The following is a 19,380-nucleotide window of genomic DNA, read 5'->3' as shown; positions in this document are numbered from 1 at the left end:
ATCGTCGACGGTCAGGAAAACCCGATCGAGACGATCTACGCCCAGAAGTTCCACGAGGTGCAGAAGGGCGTGGCGATGATCGACTACATCGTGAAGCCCGCCTATGTGACCGTCTCGGAAAGCTTCTGGCAGGGGCTGAGCGAAGAGGATCGCGCCCTGATGGTCCGCGCGAACGAAGAGTCCTCGGCCGTCATCGAGGCCCTGCTGCCGCAGGAACAGGAGAAGATCCTGGCCGAGATGGAAGCCGCCGGTGTCACCGTCACCTACCCCGACAAGGCCCCCTTCATCGAGGCGACCAAGTCGGTGCGCGACGAGCTGGGCACCGCGACCTGGGGCGCGGAGGTCTACGCCCGTATCGCCGAGATCGGCGCGAACTGACCCGGCGGCCTTAGCCCCGACGACCGTTTCCGAAAACGGGCCCTCCCCGGTGCTGCCACCGGGGGGCGCCCTCTCTTTGTCCGAGGAAGACCATGCCTGACGCCACCAACCTGATCTCCCAGATCGACGCCATCACCGCCGAGATCACCGACGAGCTGATCGGTATTCGCCGCTGGATGCACCAGAACCCCGAACTGGCCTTCGAAGAGGTCAAGACCTCGGCGATGATCAAGGACGAGCTGGACAAGCTCGGCGTCAGCTGGACCGGCGGCTTCGGCAAGACCGGCCTCTGCGCCACCATCGGTGACGGTTCGGGCCCGGTGATCGCCCTGCGCGGTGATTTCGACGCCCTGCCGATCCACGAGACCGGCACCCCCGACTATGTCTCGACCGTCGACGGCAAGTCCCATGCCTGTGGCCATGACGCCCATACCGCGATCCTGCTCGGGGTCGTGCGTGTGCTGTCCCGCCTCGGCAGCCTGCCCGGCAAGGCGATGTTCATCTTCCAGCCCGCCGAGGAAAGCCTGGGCGGCGCCCGCGCGATGCTCGAGGACGGTCTCTTCGATCACTGCGACCCGGACATCGTCCTGGGCTATCACAACTGGCCGCTGATCCCCGGTGGCACCATCGGCTGGCACCCGGCCACCGCCTTCGCCTCGACCGACCCCTTCGACATCGAGATCCGCGGCACCTCCGGGCACGGCGCGCATCCCCATCTTGCCCGGGATCCCATCGTCGCGGCCGCGGCGCTTGTCAGCGGGCTGCAGAGCATCGTCAGCCGCCAGGTCGCCCCGCTCTCGGCCGCCGTGCTGTCCTTCGGACGCATCGAGGGCGGCACCGCGCGCAACCAGATCCCCGACAGTGTCCGCCTCGAAGGCACCACCCGCAGCCAGGATCCCGCCGTGCGCAGCCTGATCCGCGAGGCCATCCAGGCCCAATGCGCAGGTGTCGCCACGCAATTCGGGCTCGAGATCGAGCCCACCTTCCACACCGGCGTCCCGCCCGTGGTCAATGACCGCGCGATCCTCGACCCGGTGCTGGTCTCTGCCCGCCAGATCCTGGGCGAGGCCAAGATCATCGAGCTGCCCCAGGGCTCGATGGGCAGCGAGGACTACGCCGAGTTCGCCAGCCGCAAACCCTCGGCGCACCTGCGCATCGGCTCGGCGCTCGAACACCACAAGACGATGTTGCACCGCAGTGACTTCGATCTGGACGAGGCCTGCATCCCGACGGCCGTGCGCGCGCTCAGCCTGGCGATGCTCTCTCTGATGGACACTGCGGCCTGACACTGGTCCGCCCTGCCCGCCAGGCGGGGCGGGCCAAACCGGAACGGGGCGGGACGGCATCGGCCATCCGGGCGCGGTTCACCGGGGCAGGCGCCGGTCCCGCAGGATCAGCAGGGACAGCGCCGCCAGCGCCAGGGCCGACAAGCCAAGCGCCACGAGCAGCGCCAGGTCATAGCCCGAGATGCGCCAGAGCAGCGCGGCCACCTGCGGCGCCAGCGCACCGGCGATCAGGAAGGGCACCGCCATGAAGCCCGCGATCTGGCCGAAACCGCGGCGGCCCAGCACCTCGGCCATCACGACGGGCTTCAGGATGCTGATCACCCCGAAGCTCGCTCCGAACAGCAGGGCGAAGGCGAACCCGGCCCGCGGCAGGACAGGCACCAGGAAGAGCAGCACGGCAATCGCCGAGGCCACGCCGACGAAGGACACCGCCGCCACCGTCGACCCGGTCACCCGATCCCCCGCCAGCATCATGGCCAGGCGCCCGGCGACCTGCATCGGCCCGAACAGCGAGGCCGCAAGCACCGCCTGGCCCAGGCTCAGCCCCCGGTCCGTCAGGATCGGCATGACGTGGGTGATGACCATGGCATAGGCCAGTCCGATCAGCGTGAAGGCGACGAGGATCAGCCAGAATTCGGGTCGAGCGCGTGCGGCGGCGAAGGCCCCTTGATCTTCGGCCTTGCGCTCGGGCGCCGGGGCGTCCCCGGAACGGCCTTCCAGCATGCTGGCCCCGGCGAAGATCGCAGGCAGGCCGACCAGGACAACCACCCCGGCAAAGCACAGCACCGCCCCCCGCCAGCCCAGGGCCTCCGCCAGGAAGGCTCCGGCAGGATAGGCGAGGGTCGAGGCGAAGCCCGCGACAAGGGTGATCCGCGTGATCCCCTTGCGGGCGCGCTCGTGGGTGGTGCGGGTGACGAAGGCGAAACAGACCTCGTAGAGGCAGAGGCCCTCGGCCACGCCCAGCCCGATCCAGGCCAGGAAGAACATCGCGTAGGTCTGCGAGGCGGACAGCAGCAGCAGCGCGGCGGCCCCGACGGCCAGCCCTCCGGTCAACGACCAGCGCCCCCTGCCCGCGTCCACCAGACGCCCGGCGAAGGGCGAGACGACCGCTGCGGTCAGCGTCGCGCACATGAAGGCAAAGGCCAGCCAGCCCTTGCCATAGGGCAGCGCCCCCTCCCAGGCCAGCAGCAGCGCCCCGAAGATGTAGTAGAACGCGCCATAGCCAACGGTCTGCGCCACGCCCAGCAACCAGAAGGCAAGCCGCTCGGCCCGTTCGGGATGCGCCAGGGCAAATCGCTGCGGCTGAAGCCCGATGAAAGCGAAGGCACGGTCGATCCCCGCCGCCAGACCGGCCATCAGAGGACCCGCGCCCGAAGTGTCGGGCAGCTGTCGCCCCCTTCAGCGTGCCGGCTCTCGCTGATCCACGGCGGCTGGTGTGCCCCGCCGGGACTGTCGGCCAGAGGCAGGAGGGCGCCCCGCCAGGATCGCCTTGGGCGCCAGGCGCCCCGCGCGGGAAGGAGGAAGGGATTGCTCATGCATCAGGCCCCGGGGAAACGGTCGCGGGTGCGGTTCGCGATGGCCACGAGCGACAGCATCACCGGCACCTCGACCAGGACACCCACAACGGTGGCCAGGGCCGCCCCCGAATGCAGCCCGAACAGGCTGATCGCCACGGCCACCGCCAGCTCGAAGAAATTCGACGTGCCGATCAGCGCGCAGGGCGCGGCGATCCGGTGCGGCACCTTCAGCAGGAAGGCCGCACCATAGGCCAGGGCGAACATGCCGTAGGACTGGATCAGGATCGGCACGGCGATCAGCGCGATCACCCCCGGCCGCGAGAGGATGGTATTGCCCTGCAGGCCGAACAGGATCGCAACCGTGGCGATCAGCCCGAGGATCGACAGCGGCTTGATGCCGGCGGTGAAGGTGGCAATGGCCGGTTGCGACCCGAGGGCCCGGCGGGTCAGCAGGCCTGCGACCAGCGGCAGCACCACGTAGAGCAGCGTCGCCAGCAGCAGCGTGTTCCAGGGAACGACGATCTCTGTCACCCCGAGCAGCAGCGCCACGATGGGCGCGAAGACCACCACCATGACAAGATCGTTCACAGAAACCTGCACCAGCGTGTAGGTGGCGTCGCCGCGGGTCAGCTGGCTCCAGACGAAGACCATCGCCGTGCAGGGGGCCGCGCCCAGCAGGATCAGGCCGGCGACATATTGCGCCGCGTCCTCGGGGGCGATCCAGGGCGCGAAGACATGGTCGAAGAAGAGCACCGCGAGGGCGGCCATGGTGAACGGCTTGACCAACCAGTTGACGACAAGGGTGACCAGCAGCCCGCGGGGCTGGCGCGCCACTCCGGCAACGGCACCGAAATCGACGCTGACCATCATCGGATAGACCATCGCCCAGATCAGCACCGCCACGACGAGGTTGATCGAGGCGACCTCGGCCGCCGCAATGGCATTGACGAGGCCGGGGGCCATGGTCCCGACGGCGACCCCCGCCGCCATGGCCATCGCGACCCAGAGGGTCAGCAGGCGCTCGAAGCGGCCCATGGGGGCCGGGGCGGCGGTATCGGACATTTGCGGACTCCGGCGTGTCATGTCTTCGTCATTTCGCCCATTCGCGAATTAAGAGCTGCCTAGAGCAGGCGTGCCCTGCTTGTCAACACGCCTCATTTCCCGTAATGACGAAACATGGAGCAATCTTTAGCCATCGACGCCTTCGGCGCCCTCGCCCATGACACGCGGCTCGAGATCTTTCGCCTGCTGGTCAGGCGCGGCCCCGAGGGCACGCCGGCGATGGAGGTCGGACGTCTGCTGGATATCAAACCCTCGACCCTGTCGGGGCATCTCGCGACGCTGAAGCGGGCTGGGCTGGTCAGCTCGGAACGCCAGCACCGCGAAATTCAGTATGCGCCACGCTTCGAGGCGGTAAACGGCCTCGTCCGGTTCCTGCTGGAGGATTGCTGCGGCGGCGATGAGGCTGCCTGCGCGGGCGTCGCCCTGCCGGACTAGCGGCCCTCAGGGCCTCGCGCCCCCGGCCAGGCGACCGGGCTCCGCCGCGACCCCGGCGGGGCCTGCACACCCCGGGCATCTCCCGCCCCCTTGCATCGGCCAAGACAGCAAGCAAATCGGCTGACCGGCGCGCAGGCCGGGGCAGCAAACCGGACAGGGCACGCAGGCTGCGCCTGACGTCTGCGTCCCGGCCCCGCAGGCCCAGGCACCCGGCGGGCACTCTCTGGTCGGCGATCTCGGGGCAGCCCCAGAGATCGCCTCACGTCCGCACACCGGATCCTGCGGGACCGCGCGGCGGCGGCGCGGCTCAGGCCTCGTCGCGGATCGGGTTCGACAGGGTGCCGATGCCCGAGATCTCGACCTCGATCCGGTCGCCATCCTTCATGAACAGCTTCGGCTCGCGGAACAGGCCGACACCGCTTGGCGTGCCGGTGGCAATGATGTCTCCCGGCAGGAGCTCGGTCACGATCGAGAGATAGGCGATGAGTTCGGGGATGCTGAAGGCCAGGTCGCCGATCGGCGTCGACTGCACCACCTCGCCGTTCAGCCGGGTCTCCATCGTCTGCGCGGCGGGGTCGGTCAGCTCGTCTGCGGTGACCAGCCAGGGGCCCATGGCACCGCTGTCGGTGAAGTTCTTGCCGGCCCAGAACTGCGAGGTATGGCGCTGGTAGTCGCGGATCGAGCCGTCGTTGAAGCAGGAATAGCCCGCCACATGATCGAAGGCCTTCTCTTCCGGGATATTACGGCCGGGCTTGCCGATGACCACCGCCAGCTCTCCCTCGAAATCGAACCAGTCCGAGGCCTTGGGGCGGATCATCGGCTGGGCGTGGCCAACGACAGACGACGGGTAGCGGGTAAAGATCGAGGGCTTGGCGGGCTTGTCGCGGCCGGTTTCCCGGATATGGGTCATGTAGTTCAGACCGATGCAGATGATCTTGTCCGGATTGGGCAGCGGCGACAGCAGGGTGACCTCGGACAGCGCCAGCTCGGGGCCCTCGGCCTTGGCCAGCTCCCCGGTCGCGCCCGCGGCGATCAGCGCCCGCAGGTCGGCGTGGCGGGCGCGCAGGTTGGGGCCCGCGTCGCGCAGGCGGTCGCCCTCGACAAGGCCATAAGAGGCCGTGCCATCGGCCAGGAGATAGGAAGAGATACGCATGGTTCGGCTCCGGGTTGGATCTTTCGATTGGTGATAGCGCGGGCCCCGCAGCACTGCCGGGCCAGGATCGGCACTGTCCGTCCTGCGGACAAGGGCGGCTGGTGCGCTCAGGTGAAAAGGACGAACTTGCCGATATGGCTGCCTTTCTCCATGTCGCGATGCGCCTCGCAGGCCTGCTCAAGCGGGTAGCTGGCGGCGATGGTCGCTCGCACCTTGGCCCCCAGCAGGGGCCAGACTTCACGACGCAGGCGCAGCGCCACTTCTGCCTTCCGCGAGGCCTCGAGCGGCCGCAGGAACGAGCCGGTGATCCGTATGCGTTTCGCCATCAGGGGCCGCAGCGGCACCGACAGGGCCGCCCCACCCCCGGCGGACAGATGCGCGATACAGCCATCCGGTGCCATCATTGCCAGGTCCTGCGCCAGGTGCGCGCCCGCCGAGACATCCAGCAGCGCACCGATCCCCTGCCCGCCCGTCGCCTCAAGCACGGCCTCGGCCAAGCCCTCGTCACGGTAGTTGAAGGCGGCCATGGCGCCGAAGCCGCGCGCCGCCTCGACCTTGGCGGCACTGCCGGCGGTGGCCAGCACCCGATAGCCAAGGGCCGAGAGGGCCTGCAGCGCGAGGTGGCCCACGCCGCTGGTGCCGCCATGGATCAGGGCGAAATCCTCGGGGCGAAGGGTCATCAGGAAGAAGAAATTCCACCATGCGGTGAAGAGCGCTTCGGGCAGCGCCGCCGCCTCGACCATCTCCATCCCCTCGGGGATGGGCATGGTGACGGCGGCCTCGGCCAGCGCATATTGCGCATAGCCGCCACCCTGGAGAAGGACCATCACCCGGTCGCCGGGGGCGACATCGGTGACGCCTGCGCCGATGGCGACGACTTCTCCGGCGGCTTCGAGCCCGGGCACGGGAGAGCCGTCATGATGGACGCCCGCCGCCCTTTGCAGGCAATCGTGACGGTTCACCCCGGCGGCGACAACGCGGATCAGCAGCTGACCCGGGCCGGGCTCGGGCACCCGCACCTGCGCAGGCAGCAGGACCTCGGGGCCGCCGGGCTGCGAGATGACAACGGCGGTCTGTTCTTTGGGATGGCTCATGGGGCACACGCGGGCAGGCCCGCGCCTCCTTTGGATCGGTCTGGGAAGGGGACGAAAAACTTGGCTATTCCTGTCGTACCACGGCATCGAGCCAGGCGCAGTTCGGAACCGGATCAGCGGCCCGCACGCCGCGCCGCGCGGCATCCATGCGCATCTCGCGCAGCCGCTCGCGACCCGGGTCGCCCTCGGGCATGTGTACCCGCTCGTGGCCCCAGTAGCTGGGGCCGTCGGTGGTCTCGTGCGGCTCCCAGGTCTCGGGCTCGATCACCCGCGCGCCCCAGCCGTATTCGACGAAGAAACCCGAGGGGCTGTTGGCATAGAAGCTCAGCATGTGGTCGTTGGAATGGCGGCCGAGGGTGTAGGCCACCCGTCCCTCCTCGGCCTCGGCCAGGTCATAGCCCTGCCCGACGTCGTCCAGCGCCTGCAGCTCGACCATGAAATGGTGCAGCCCCTTGCGGCCCGAGCCGACCATGGCGAAGCTGTGATGGCGTCCGTTCAGGTGGAAGAAGTACAGCGGAAAGGGCGTGCGCCCGTAGTCGGTGACGCTGAACCCCAGCAGGTCGCGGTAGAAGGGCAGCAGCCCCTCGACATCGGCGACATGCAGCACCGCGTGCCCCATCCCCAGCGTGCCGGTCTTGAAGCCCGAGATCGGGCGGCCGGGCTGGAAGGGATCGCTGGCGATCTGCGGCTTGCAGAACACCTCGATATGGTTGCCGTCGGGATCCTTGAACGAGATCAGCCGGCTCACCAACCGCTGATCGGCCAGCGCCGCGCCTTCCAGCCTCACCGCGTGACCCGCGTTTTCCAGACGGCTGGCGAGGCGGTCCAGCTCTTCCGGGCTGTCGACCTCCCAGCCGAGGAAATCCAGCCCCTCGTCGCCGTCGCCGGTGACCAGCAGGCGCTGCTTGCGGTCGTCCATGCGGAAGGCGCGGCTGCTGCCGCCGCGATCCACCTGCTGCATGCCCAGAAGGCCGGTGGCAAAGCCGCTCCAGTCCTCGGTCCGGGCGGACCGGATGCCGATATATCCCAGCGATGTGAGTGCCATCTGCCTCTCTCCCCTGACGCCTGCGGGCGCAGTGGCGCCCCGTTGCCGCAAGGCTAGGCCCTGCCCCGCCACGAGGCCCGCCCCCCCTTGCCGCTGTCCGGCCAGCGGACAGATCCTGCCGCCACGCCTTGCCGCTTCGGGGGGGCGGCGCTAGCGTTCCGGTCGGAGAAGGAGGCACGGCCATGTCGGGTTTCGGATCAGTCAGATCACTTGAGCGCGGGTTGCGCGTGCTGCAGGTGATCAACCAGCGCAACGGCCTCAAGGCCGCCGAGATCGCCGCCGCGACCGAGATCCCGCGCCCCACCGTCTACCGCCTGCTGGAAACGCTCGAAGGGCTGGGCTTCGTCATCCGCGATCACTCCTCGGACAAGTGGCGGCTGACGCTGCAGGCCAAGTCGCTGAGCTCCGGCTACCGGGACGAGGACTGGGTGACGCAGAGCGCCGTGCCCGAGATGGTCCGACTGGGGCGGGACATCCTCTGGCCGCTCGATCTCGTGGTGTTCAACGACCACCAGATGGAGATCCGCGAGTCGACCCACAACATCAGCCCCTATTCCATCGACCACGGCATGGTCGGGCTGAAACTCCCGGTGCTTGAAACCGCTGGCGGGCGCGCCTACCTGGCCTTCTCGCCCGAGGAAGAGCGCCGCCAGACCCTGGCCGGAATGCGCGCCCAGCTGGGTATCGCCCCGCCCTACGTCCAACATGATGGCCCGCTTGAGCGCATTCTGGAGGAGACCCGGCGCCTCGGTGTCGGCTACCGCAAGGAAGGCTACCGGCTGGCCACCCAGAGCATCTCGGCCCCGATCCGGCGCGGCGAGCGGGTGATTGCCTGCCTGACCATCATCTGGACCGCCAGCGCCCTGAGCTTCGAGACGGCGCTGGAGATGTACCGCCAGAAGCTGCTGGACAGCGCGGCGCGGATCTCGGACGGGCTGAGGGAACTGGGCTAGGCCGATCCTGCCAGCCAGTCCTGGGCCCCGGCCAGCGCGGCCTCGGCCTCGGGTGCGCCGTCAGACAGGATGCCCGGATGCAGGGCCCGTCCCGCGCTGAGCAGACGATACCCGAGATAGCGGAAGGGTTCAGGCAGGTCAGAGAAATCGGTCTCGGCCATGAACCGGGTGAAATCCGCGCCAGGGACCACCGGGTCCAGCCGGTCCTTTTCATAAACGGCCTCGCGGTGGCGGATCTGCCAGCCGCCTGCGCCAAGCTCCAGCCTGTCGAGGAAGCGCGCGTAGCTGGTGTAATCGACCGGCGTGCCCGCGATGTCGAAACGGCCGAGGATCTGGACATTGGTTTCGGCCAGCGCGCGGGTGCCGTTCAACTGCACGACGGGCTGGCCGATCAGGTGCTTGACCCGAGGACCGCGCGGCTGGTGCATCCGGCGCGAGGCGTCGACGAAATCGCGGAACGGGCCCGAGAACCAGGTGACGCTGATGGTGCCGTCCTCGGTGAAGATCGCGGCCAGATCATCCCAGCGGCCCTGGTCGCGGCAATGGCCCCAGGCCTGGATCAGCTGGCTGATCTCGATGATATCATGCGTGCGCTGCATGCTGTCCTCACAAAAGGAACCGGCAGCGCGAAGACCGCGCCGCCGGAGGGATGACCCGAGGGATCAGTTGGCCGCAGAGGCCTCGGCGATCCCGGCCCGGAAGGCGTCGTAGATGGCCTGGCCGTTGTCCGTCGCGGCGATCCAGTCGGCGGTGGCGACGGCCATGGCCTCTTCCCACTTGGCGCTCAGCGCGGCATCTGGCTCCAGCACGGCGATGTCGTTCTCGGCCAGGATGCGCGCGCGCGCCTCGGCGACATTGGCATCGAAGGAGGCCCCGAAGCGGGCCGAGAAGGCAGCCCCGGAATGCTGATCGATGGCGGCCTTGGCCTTGTCCGAAAGGCTGTCGTACTTGGCCTGGTTCATCACGATCAGCATCGGCGTCGCGCCGAGAGGCAGGTCGACGTAGTGCGAGATCACGTCCCCCAAGCGGAAGGTCTCGATGGCACCGAACTGGGTCAAGGTGCCCGCGATCAGCCCCCGGCTGGCGCTTTCGGCCAGGGTCGGTCCGGTGATGCCGCCGACCGGCACGGCCTCGAGCGACTTGATCGCCGACAGCATGGTCGGCCCCGGCGCGCGCAGATTCTGCCCCTTCAGATCCGCCGGCCCGGTGATCTCGACCGTGCTCGCCAGCCCGTTGGGCGCAGAGACCATGACGCCGATCAGCTTGAAGTCCTCGTAGTCCCCCTTGAACACACCGTCCTCGTAGAGCGACCACATGGCGGCCGAACCGACCTCGGAGCTGGGCACCAGGAAGGGCAGCTCGGCGACCGTGCCCTCGTTGAAGCGGCCGGGAGTGTAGCCGGGGATCACCCAGGCGATATCGGCCACGCCGTCCTCGACCAGCTTCAGCTGCTGCGCCGGGTTGCGGCCCAGAGTGCCGCCCGGGAAGATCTGGATGTTTAGGTCTCCGCCCGAGGCCGCGTTCACCTCCTCCGCCCAGGGGGTGAGGATGTTCTTGGTGACATGGGCCACCGGCGGCTCGAAGCTGGAAAAGCGCAGGACCTCGGCCTGGGCCGCGCCCGCCAGACCGCTGGCCAGCAGCGCTGCCAGGGCAATCTTGGTAAGTTTCATGGTGTCCTCCCATTCGCGTGTTTGCGCCTCAAAGCTTGGCCCCGGGCAGGCCCGCGCTCGACGGGCCTGCCGGAAATGTCCGCCTGGCAGACAGACTCCGCGGGTCTCATCCCAGCACCGACGGCAGCCAGAGCGTCAGCGGCGGGAACAGCACCAGCACTGCCAGCCGCAGCAGATCGGCGCAGAGGAAGGGCATGATGCCGCGGTAGATCGTGGTGATGCGGATATCGCGGTACATCGAATTCAGTAGCATCACGTTGATGCCGATCGGCGGGGTGATCATGCCGATGCCGATCACCACCACGTTGATGATCCCCCACCAGACCAGGTCGTAGCCCAGCCCCTGGATCACCGGGATCACGAAGGGCAGCGTGATGACCATGGCCGCGACCTCGTCGAAGAAGGCCCCGAGCAGGATATAGAGAAGCAGGATGCCGAAGATCACGCTCAGCGGATGCACCGAGGCCGACGAGATCAGGTCGACCAGGTAGGCCGCGCCTCCGGTGACCGAGATGAAGTAGGAAAAGATCGTCGCGCCGAAGACCATGATGTAGATCATCGCGGTCGAGCCGCTGGCCTCGGCCATGACCCGCAGGAAGGTGCGCCGGTCGAGGCGGCGGCGCAGCAGCGCGAAGAAGAAGGCGATCACCACGCCGATGGCGGCGGCCTCGTTCACCGTGAAGATGCCCGAGTAGATCCCGCCCAGCACCACCACCGCCAGCAGGATCACCCCCCAGGCACGCCCGATGGCGGCCAGCCGCTCCTTCAGCGGCAGGCGGGGGGATTTCGGCGCGGCGTCCGGGTTGCGCCAGACCATGGCCTGCACGGCGGCGGCGTAGAAGGCGACGGCAAGGAAGGCGGGGATGATGGCAGCGGTGAACAGCTCCAGCACCGATTGCTCGGTCAGCACGGCATAGAGGATCATCATCGCCGAGGGCGGCACGATGATGCCCAGCGTCCCGCCCGCCGCGATGGCACCGGCGGCGACACCCGGGGCGTAGTTGCGGGCCAGCATCTCGGGCATGGCGACACGCCCGAAGGTGGCGGTGGTCGCCACGCCCGAGCCGCAGATGGCGCCGAAACCGGCGCTGGCGACGACGGTGGTGGTCGCCAGCCCGCCGCGCCGATGGCCCAGAAGGGCGCCCGCCATGTCGTAGACATCGGTCGCCAGCCCGCCGGCGGCGGCAAGGCTGCCCATGAGCATGAACAGCGGGATGACGGCGAGATCCAGGGAACTCATGGCCGAGGCGGGTTCGGTCGCCATCAGCGACAGGGCGGGGCCCCAGCCGACGACAAGGGCAAAGCCCGTCACGCCGACGAGGGCCATGGAAATGCCGATCGGCACATGCAGCACGATGAGCAACATCATGGCTGCGCAGCCCAGAAGGGCGAGGATGAGGGGATCCATTGGGTCTGGTCCTTGGCTGGGGCTGGGTCAGGCAGCGGTCTCGGGGGTCTCTGTCTCCGGGCGGTGCGGGTCCTGCCCGCCGAAAAGCGCCATAAGGTCGAGCAGCAGAACCATGGCCTGCACGAAGGCAGCGAGGCAGACCATCACCGTGGCGACGCTCCACCAGGGCCAGACCGGCCAGCCCAGCACCCAGGTGCGGTCACCGTTCTCGTGCAGCGAAAGCGCATAGGGCACGAACTGCCAGGCGATGAGCAGGATGAAGACCATGGTCAGCGCGCTGGAAAGTACCTCCAGCAGCCGGTCCAGCCAGCGACCGCCGAGCGCGCCGAAGACCTCGACCCGGATGTTCTGCTTCATGGCGAGGTTCGCCGGAATGCAGGCCGAGATCACCACGGCCATGACGACCGAGCTGACATCGTTCACCCCCTGGATCGGCGCCTTGAAGAGCCAGCGCAGCCCCACGTCCAGCGTGGTCATCAGCGCAAGTACAAGAAGCCCCACGAAACCCAGCAAAGCCAGGCCACGGGCCAGGGACATGGATCTGTTCCAGACCATGTTCATCGTCTCTCCTCCCTATGTGTGCCGCGCGGCCTCCCCGCCGCGCGGATCTCAGGCGGTCAGGCGTTCCACCTGCCGTCCGGTGGTCGCGCCGCCAAGCGCGGCAGCGTAGTCCTTCAGCATCTGTCCAAGCGCCCCGGGCGCCACGGCGGCGGCGCAGTAGCGGTCCGGACGGATCAGCATGATCTGGTCCCGATGGGTGCGGAAGGGCCGCGCCACGGTGGCATCGGCGGGCACAAGCCCCGCACCGCATCCGGTGGTGTCCAGAACCACCTTTGCCAGCGGCAACCCCATCAGGCTGGTCTGCTCCAGCGCCTCGAGCGCCGCCGCGCCCCCGCCATCCTGCGCGATCAGCGCAAAGCCAGGGCCAAGCGCCTCGTCCAGCAGGCCAGGCGCCGCTCCTGCGAGTTCGGGCTGGGGGATCATCTCGCCAACCAGAGAGGCGTCCAGCTCGGGCGCATCAAGGCCAAGGAAGAGCCCGGCCCGGTAGCGCGGCTTCGGTTTGAAGCGCATCTGGATCAGGTAGTCGCGGACATTCGGGAAGGGCTGCAGCGCCTTCAGCAGAAGGTCGCGGAAGACGATCTGGTCGCGCCCCGCAGGCATCACGATCGAGCCCATGGCCACGGCCAGCTGGATCATGTCCCAGGCTGGCGCGCGGCGCTCGGCCTCGTAGCTGTCCAGCCGGTCAGCCGCCCCGCCGAGAACATGGACCGCGACCTTCCAGGCGACGTTGTGGGCATCACGCAGGCCCGCGTTCATCCCCTGCCCTGCAAAGGGCGGCGTCAGGTGCGCCGCATCCCCCATCAGCAGGATACGTCCGGCGCGGAACTGCTCGGCCATGCGGGCATGGAAGGTATAGACCGTGCGGCGAATGATGTCCTCGGGGCGCCAGGGCCGCAGCGGCGCCATCAGCCCCGAGAGCATCTCGTCGCTCATCGCCTGCTCGCGGGTTTCGCCCGGCAGCAGCATGAACTCGTAACGCCGCCCGCCATTGGGCGCGGGAACCGAGACGGTGGGCCGCACGTCGGAACAGAAGAACTTGGAAAAGAGCGAGTCATCGGGATCGTTGCGTGTGTCGACGACGATCCAGTCCTCTTCGTAGGTATTGCCCGACATCGGGATGCCGAGGCTCTCGCGGATCGGGCTGCGGCCGCCGTCGCAGGCGAGCACCCAGCCGGTGCGGATCTGGTGCCGGCGGCCATCAGGATCAGTGACGGTGACCAGCGCGGTGTCACCCTCCTGCCGGATCTCCGTCACCTCGGCACCGAAGCGCAGGGTGCCGGGGGCCTGTTCCTCAAGACGGTCGCGCAGGGCCGCTTCCAGCTCGGGCTGGAAGATGAACTGGCGCTTGGCGAAGCCGAAGTTGCGCGGGCCGCGCCCGGTTTCGGCAAAGCAATTGCCCGCGTCATCGTAGTAGCGCGAGCCGATGCCCTCCATCGTGCCCTTCAGATAGGTGCGGTCCAGCCCGAAGACCTGCAGCACCCGTGCCCCCTCGTCGTCGATGACGATGGCGCGCGGCAGGTTCATCGGGCCGCCGTCGCGTTCCAGCAGCAGGCAGTCGACACCGTAGCGGGCCAGCAGGTTGGCCGTGGTCAGCCCGGTCGGGCCTGCGCCCACGATCACCACGGGCACCTCGGTCGGGAATGGGGACATCGCTTCTACCTTTCGCTGTCGGCTCTCGCTCCTGGCAGGCCCTTGAGGCAGTGCCGGGAGGCTTTCCCTTTCTCCCCCGCCACCCTTTCAGGGGCCATTGGCGGGGACAGGCTGTTCGCAGAGTGGACGCCCGGGACGCTCTGCGCAGGCTCAGCCCCGCCTGTCGGGTGCCTTGCGGTCGCGATACGCCACGGTCAGATCCAGCGGCACGTCGTTCTCGTCATAGACGCCCAGCACCACGCCGCGCCGCCGCAGGGTCTTGCGCAGCTCGACCAGCTGTTCCTCGGTACGGGTGGTGCGCTGTGCCACGCGGCGGGTCCATGCATGCAGCTTGGCGTACATCTGCGCGACCACCTCCGCATGGGCCGGGTCCCGCCCCAGATCGACCAACTCGTCCGGATCGTTCTCGAGATCGAAAAGAAGCGGCGGGAAGTCCCCTTCACAATGGATCAGCTTCCAGCGCGTGTCGGCGACCATGAACATCACCGCCTCGCGGACCGAGAGCCCGAGGCGGTCGGCCAGTGGCGTGGCGGCGAAATCGTATTCGCAGATCACCCGGTCGCGCTCCCATCCCCCTGCCCCGTGCAGCAGCGGCAACAGCGAATGCCCTTCCAGCACATGCTCGGGCACAGTTCCACCCGCCACGTCCACGAAGGTCGGCGCAAGGTCGATGGCCTCGACCAGTTCGTCGCAGGTCGTGCCCCGCGTGGCATCGGCCTCGGGTGAGGGATCGTAGATGATCAGCGGCACCTTCACGGCCGCATCCTGGAAGAAGGTCTTTTCGCCCATCCAGTGATCGCCAAGGAAGTCGCCATGATCGGAGGTCAGCACGATCATCGTGTCCTCCATCCGGCCCGTCTTCTCCAGCCAGTCGAAGAGCAGCCCCATCTGGTCGTCGCATTGCTTGATCAGGCCCATGTAGGCGGGGATCACCGCCTCGCGCACGTCGTCACGGGCGAAGGCCTGGCCTACGGGGGTGGTCATGAAGGCCTTCAGCACCGGGTGGGCATTGTCGTATTCGGCGGCGCTGCGATTGGGCGGCAACACATCGCCGGGCCCGTACATGTCGTTGTAGGGCGCAGGCACGATATAGGGCCAATGCGGCTTGATATAGCTGAGATGGCAGAGCCAGGGTGCCTCGCCACGGCCCTCGATGAACTCCATGCCGCGGCGGGTGAGATAGGGGGTCTCGCTGTCCGGCTCTTCGATATTCGCCGCCTCGCCCGCGTTCTGCATGAACCAGCCCGACAGCACGTTGCCCGCGGCATCGACGCCGGAATTCGCATGGTCGTGCCAGGGGTTGTCGCCCGGGTAGCCGCGCGCGGCGAGGTAGGCGTCATAGGCAGTGCCGCCGGGCTCCTTCAGCGGCCCATCGGGGCCGACCGCGCGCATGCCGTCGTCGCGCTCGAAGACGTCGAAGCCGCATTCGGCGACCCGCGCGCCGATCACGCTGTCGGGTTCCAGCCCCAGCCGGGCCATGCCCTCGGCATCGGCGGCCATGTGGGTCTTGCCGACCAGCCAGCAGTCCATGCCCGCACGGCGGAGATGATCGCCCATGGTCTGCTCGCCCACCTTCAGCGGCGTGGCGTTCCAGCTGGCCCCGTGGCTGTGGACGTAGCGCCCGGTATAGGTCGACATCCGCGACGGCCCGCAGAGCGGCGCCTGCACATAGGCGCGGGTGAAGCGGACACCCCGCGCCGCCAGCCGGTCGATATGCGGGGTCTTCAGGGTCGGATGGCCGTAGCAGGACAGGTAATCCCAGCGCAGCTGGTCGAACATCACGAAGAGGATATTGCGCGCCTGTCTCATGCGGAGACCCGGCGGCGCAGCATCGGGGCGGCGGCCCGGCAGGCGGGACGCGCCCTGAGGCGCGCGAGGCAGGCCGCAAGATTCGGCGGCATCGCGAAGCCCTCCTCCTCCGCCCAGCAAAGCAGGAAGAACAGCGCCGTATCGGCGATGGAGAATTCGCCCAGCAGGTAGTCCCCCTGCCCCATCTGGTCCGACAGCAGATCCAGCCCGCGCGAGACCTCGTCGCGGCCATGGGCGCGCAGGGCGGCCTGCCCTTCCGGGTCCGAAAGGAACTTCTGCGGCAGCTTCACGAAGGTGAAGCCGCGCATGTGGACCGAACCGATCATGAAATCGAGCGCCTCGACAAGGCGCGCCTGCGCCATCCGGTCAGCGGGCCATAGCCCGGCATCCGGGTGATGCGCGGCCAGCCAGACGGCAATCGCCGGGAACTCGGTCAGCACGCCACCGCCGGGCAGGCCAAGGGCCGGAACCTTGCCCTTGGGATTGGCCTGCCGATAGGCCGGAGCCCTCTGCTCGCCCTTGCGGACATCGACCAGATGCAGGTCGAACGACGCCCCCAGCTCATGCAGCAGCAACAGTATGCCGTTCGAACAGCTTCCCGGCGAGTGATAGAACTCCAGCATCGCGATCCTCCAGCGCAGCGCATCGCGCCCCTTGCCGGGCGACAGGCCTAGACCCGTGACAGGCCCGAGACCGCGGCAGGCCTTCAGGATGGCAAAGCGGAGAGTGCGATTGGACATCCCGCCGCCATCTGTCCGCCTGACGAACAGCGCGGACGGGCTGAGGCCGCCCGGACAGGAAGCCCGGGCCGATCCACAGCCCTGACGGACCGGGACAGGGTGCCGGAGGCCGGGACGCTCAGGCGCCCCGGTGCCTTCAGCACGCCACTGCTACCACTCCACCGCGGCGAGCGTCGCGGTCAGCTCCTTGCCCGTTGCTGCAGTGAGGCGGCCCGTCCTCATCGTCGGGCGATAGCTGGACGTTCCATCGACCAGGACACAGCCCCCCGCCTCTTCGAGCACCAGCACGCCGGCGGCATGATCCCAGGGGTTGAGGGACCCGTTCACCACGAAGTCCGCCTGTCCCATCGCCAGCATCCGGTATTCGTGGCAGGAGCAGCGCAGCGAACGGACACTGCGCACGGCCTCGAAGGCGCCCATGAGACGGGTCCGTCGCGCACCGCCGTAGAGATCCAGCGGCACCATGCCTTCCGCCTGAGGGATCTCGACACCCCGTCGCACCGAGAGGCGCCGCCTTGTCCCCGTCGCCGCGACATGTTCGGCACCGCCCCCACGATGCGCCATGACCCAGTCGTCCAGCACCGGATCGTAGAGCAGGCCGAACACCGTCTGACCCTGCCTCGTGACCGCAAGGATGACCCCGAACACGGCCAGTCCGCGGGCAAAGTTGAAGGTCCCGTCAACCGGATCGAGGATGACGCAGGTCTCTGACCCGGCGATGGTCCCGAGCAGGGTCGGATCCTCCGCCACGGCCTCTTCGCCGACCACGGCGCAACCGGGCAGGATGTCCCTGGCGCCTGCCGCAAGCGCCGCCTCGGCCTCGCGGTCAGCGATCGTGACCAGATCGCTCGGATCGGACTTCGTCTCGATCTCGCCCGGGGCGAGGCGACGGAAGCGGGGCAGGATGATCTGCTGCCCCACCCTGCGGACCAGCGCCACCAGCGCGTCGGCCTCGGCCGCGCTCACACCTGCGGGTGCGTCCGGGCCGCCCGTGCCCTCTCCGGTTCCCCGGGCCTCTGTCGTCATGGTCTCGGTCCTCACAGCAGTTGCAGGGGCTCGAAATGGTGCATGTGCTCGAAGTTGCACAGCTCTACCCGGCCCAGGCGGATGTCCTGCAGGCGCGGCCCGTGTTCTGCAAACAGCGCCTCGGACAGCGCGATGACCTCGCGCGCGACCTCTTCGCTCAGCCAGTGCAGCAGGTAGGCCAGCGAAATGTGGAAGGTATAGGTCTCGAAGCCCTTCGGGTCGATGCCCGTGACCTCGCTCAGCCGCGCGCGGGTCTCGCGCAGCCCCTCTTCATCGGGACCGATGCCATCGACCGTCATCGAATGGCCGGCGAAGATCTCGAGCGCGCGGATACGTCTGGACTGCGGCAGCGAGATCCCTGCGAGGCGCGCCTTCAGCACGGCGGTCACCTGGTTGCGCGTCGCGTCCCTGTCGACACCGGCGGGCCAGTCGAAACGGTTGGCATCGGGCCCCGAGATGCCCTGGAAGACAGTCATGTGCAGCGACTCGGCCGGCAGGAAGGTGAAGCTGCCCCCATGCGGACCGGCCTTCAGCCCTGCCTGGATATCGACCAGCGCGGCATGGGCGTCGCTCTCGGGATCGATATGGCAGATCATCGTGTTGCCCGGCCAGACCAGCATCCGGCCCTCGGCGGTGAACTTGCCCCCCTCGCCGGGCGCGGAGATGCCGGACGGCTGCCCGGCCCCCGGATAGGCGCGGCCGGTGAGATGATCGACGGGATCAGGACGGAAGGTGGTCATGGTGGTCTTTCTTGGTCTGGAATGTCTGTCCGGCAGCCTGCAGGGCAAGACCGGTGGTCGGGTCGAAGAGATGCAGCGCCCCGGCCGGCAGCGACAGGTGCAGCCGCCCCGAGAGCGCAGCGCGCTGGCCAAGCGGCGTGGACATGCGCAGCGTCGAGCCGTCGGGCAGGCGCAGGGTCGCCACGGCGTAGGCGCCGAGGTCTTCGCAGTAGGTCAGTTCAGCGGGGACACCCTCGGGGGCAGGCACGACCTGCTCGGGACGGATGCCCAAGATCGCGGGCCCCCGGTGGGGATGGGCCGCCAGGGCGGTGCCGTCGGAAAGGCGCAGCACGCCGCCTTCGCCGATGACGTCGACGAGGTTCATCGACGGAGAGCCGATGAACCCTGCAACGAAGGTGGAGGCCGGGCGATGGTAGATCGCCTCGGGCGTATCGAACTGCTCGATCCGTCCCTTGTTCAGCACCATGATCCGGTCTGCCAGGGTCATCGCCTCGACCTGGTCATGGGTGACGAAGACCGAGGTGGCGCCAATGCGCCGGTGCAGCCCCGCCAGCTCCATCCGCATGTCGTGGCGCAGCTTGGCATCCAGGTTCGAAAGCGGCTCGTCGTAGAGCAGCACCTGCGGTTCGCGCACCACGGCCCGGGCGATGGCGACGCGCTGGCGCTGCCCGCCCGACAGCTGGCCGGGGCGGCGATCGAGATAGTCTCCCAGCTCGACGATGCGCGCGGCCGCCGTGACCCGCTCGGCGCGCTCGGGCTTCTTCACCCCGGCGACCTTCAGCGCGTAGCCGATGTTCTCGGCGACGCTCATATGCGGATAGAGCGCGTAGTTCTGGAACACCATGGCAAGGCG

General features: G+C 68.4%; 19 protein-coding genes. 4 read left to right on the top strand and 15 right to left on the bottom strand.

Annotation, left to right across the window (positions count from 1 at the left end; translation table 11 throughout):
• Together dctP and OS124_RS0111680 are read left to right on the top strand one after the other, a co-directional pair.
• Positions 1-378, top strand: a 378-nt coding sequence (dctP, locus tag OS124_RS0111685) for a TRAP transporter substrate-binding protein DctP (protein WP_010139819.1), incomplete at its 5' end; no start/stop codon positions are given.
• A gap of 92 nt (positions 379-470) precedes the next feature.
• Positions 471-1,664, top strand: coding sequence for a M20 metallopeptidase family protein (locus tag OS124_RS0111680; protein WP_010139818.1), 1,194 nt, complete (start codon positions 471-473; stop codon positions 1,662-1,664).
• 78 nt (positions 1,665-1,742) lie between these two features.
• Here the strand turns inward: OS124_RS0111680 and OS124_RS0111675 are convergent, their stop codons facing one another.
• Entirely contained in the window at positions 1,743-3,020 is a 1,278-nt protein-coding gene (locus OS124_RS0111675; RefSeq protein WP_010139817.1) for an MFS transporter, read from the bottom strand.
• Between the two features lie 182 nt (positions 3,021-3,202).
• Positions 3,203-4,243 (bottom strand): ACR3 family arsenite efflux transporter, encoded by a 1,041-nt coding sequence (gene arsB, locus OS124_RS0111670; RefSeq protein ID WP_029375377.1) that lies wholly within the window; start codon positions 4,241-4,243, stop codon positions 3,203-3,205.
• Between the two features lie 114 nt (positions 4,244-4,357).
• On the opposite strand from arsB, the gene OS124_RS0111665 reads away from it, so the two are divergent.
• Positions 4,358-4,678, top strand: coding sequence for an ArsR/SmtB family transcription factor (locus OS124_RS0111665; RefSeq protein ID WP_010139815.1), 321 nt, complete (start codon positions 4,358-4,360; stop codon positions 4,676-4,678).
• A 307-nt stretch (positions 4,679-4,985) separates the two neighbouring features.
• Here the strand turns inward: OS124_RS0111665 and OS124_RS0111660 are convergent, their stop codons facing one another.
• From OS124_RS0111660 to OS124_RS0111650, 3 genes are all read right to left on the bottom strand, one after another.
• Positions 4,986-5,831: a fumarylacetoacetate hydrolase family protein gene (locus OS124_RS0111660; protein WP_010139814.1), complete on the bottom strand. Its 846-nt coding sequence runs from the start codon at positions 5,829-5,831 to the stop codon at positions 4,986-4,988.
• Positions 5,832-5,938: 107 nt separating this feature from the next.
• A complete protein-coding gene (locus OS124_RS0111655) occupies positions 5,939-6,925 on the bottom strand; it encodes an NAD(P)H-quinone oxidoreductase (RefSeq protein ID WP_040607086.1) in 987 nt (328 codons plus the stop codon).
• Between the two features lie 64 nt (positions 6,926-6,989).
• Positions 6,990-7,970 (bottom strand): VOC family protein, encoded by a 981-nt coding sequence (locus OS124_RS0111650; RefSeq protein WP_010139812.1) that lies wholly within the window; start codon positions 7,968-7,970, stop codon positions 6,990-6,992.
• A 182-nt stretch (positions 7,971-8,152) separates the two neighbouring features.
• On the opposite strand from OS124_RS0111650, the gene OS124_RS0111645 reads away from it, so the two are divergent.
• Positions 8,153-8,923, top strand: coding sequence for a helix-turn-helix domain-containing protein (locus tag OS124_RS0111645; RefSeq protein WP_040607085.1), 771 nt, complete (start codon positions 8,153-8,155; stop codon positions 8,921-8,923).
• Here the strand turns inward: OS124_RS0111645 and OS124_RS0111640 are convergent.
• The 10 genes from OS124_RS0111640 to OS124_RS28185 all read right to left on the bottom strand — a co-directional run.
• Positions 8,920-9,522, bottom strand: a complete 603-nt coding sequence (locus tag OS124_RS0111640) for a nuclear transport factor 2 family protein (RefSeq protein ID WP_010139809.1) — start codon at positions 9,520-9,522, stop codon at positions 8,920-8,922. The two genes, OS124_RS0111645 and OS124_RS0111640, sit on opposite strands and share 4 nt — an antisense overlap.
• A 63-nt stretch (positions 9,523-9,585) precedes the next feature.
• Positions 9,586-10,593 carry a TRAP transporter substrate-binding protein gene (locus OS124_RS0111635; RefSeq protein WP_010139808.1) on the bottom strand — a complete coding sequence of 336 codons (1,008 nt, stop codon included), beginning with the start codon at positions 10,591-10,593 and terminating at the stop codon, positions 9,586-9,588.
• Between the two features lie 106 nt (positions 10,594-10,699).
• A complete protein-coding gene (locus OS124_RS0111630; protein WP_010139807.1) occupies positions 10,700-12,001 on the bottom strand; it encodes a TRAP transporter large permease in 1,302 nt (433 codons plus the stop codon).
• Positions 12,002-12,028: 27 nt separating this feature from the next.
• Positions 12,029-12,562, bottom strand: coding sequence for a TRAP transporter small permease (locus tag OS124_RS0111625; protein WP_010139806.1), 534 nt, complete (start codon positions 12,560-12,562; stop codon positions 12,029-12,031).
• 48 nt (positions 12,563-12,610) lie between these two features.
• Entirely contained in the window at positions 12,611-14,212 is a 1,602-nt protein-coding gene (gene mhpA, locus OS124_RS0111620; RefSeq protein ID WP_010139805.1) for a bifunctional 3-(3-hydroxy-phenyl)propionate/3-hydroxycinnamic acid hydroxylase MhpA, read from the bottom strand.
• A 150-nt stretch (positions 14,213-14,362) separates the two neighbouring features.
• Positions 14,363-16,021, bottom strand: a complete 1,659-nt coding sequence (locus OS124_RS0111615; protein ID WP_010139804.1) for an alkaline phosphatase family protein — start codon at positions 16,019-16,021, stop codon at positions 14,363-14,365.
• Positions 16,018-16,761 carry a glutathione S-transferase family protein gene (locus OS124_RS24460; protein WP_010139803.1) on the bottom strand — a complete coding sequence of 248 codons (744 nt, stop codon included), beginning with the start codon at positions 16,759-16,761 and terminating at the stop codon, positions 16,018-16,020. Before OS124_RS24460 ends, OS124_RS0111615 begins: the two co-directional genes overlap by 4 nt.
• A 150-nt stretch (positions 16,762-16,911) precedes the next feature.
• Positions 16,912-17,787: an inositol monophosphatase family protein gene (locus OS124_RS24455; RefSeq protein WP_083834607.1), complete on the bottom strand. Its 876-nt coding sequence runs from the start codon at positions 17,785-17,787 to the stop codon at positions 16,912-16,914.
• A gap of 11 nt (positions 17,788-17,798) precedes the next feature.
• On the bottom strand, positions 17,799-18,527 hold the full coding sequence (locus OS124_RS0111600) for a DUF1868 domain-containing protein (RefSeq protein ID WP_010139801.1): 729 nt from the start codon (positions 18,525-18,527) through the stop codon (positions 17,799-17,801).
• The coding region (locus OS124_RS28185; protein ID WP_010139800.1) for an ABC transporter ATP-binding protein at positions 18,508-19,380 on the bottom strand (873 nt) is incomplete at its 5' end. The genes OS124_RS0111600 and OS124_RS28185, both read right to left, overlap by 20 nt.

This window comes from Oceanicola sp. S124 (assembly GCF_000220565.1).
GTDB lineage: Bacteria > Pseudomonadota > Alphaproteobacteria > Rhodobacterales > Rhodobacteraceae > Pseudooceanicola.
This window is presented reverse-complemented; position numbering and strand designations above follow the sequence as displayed.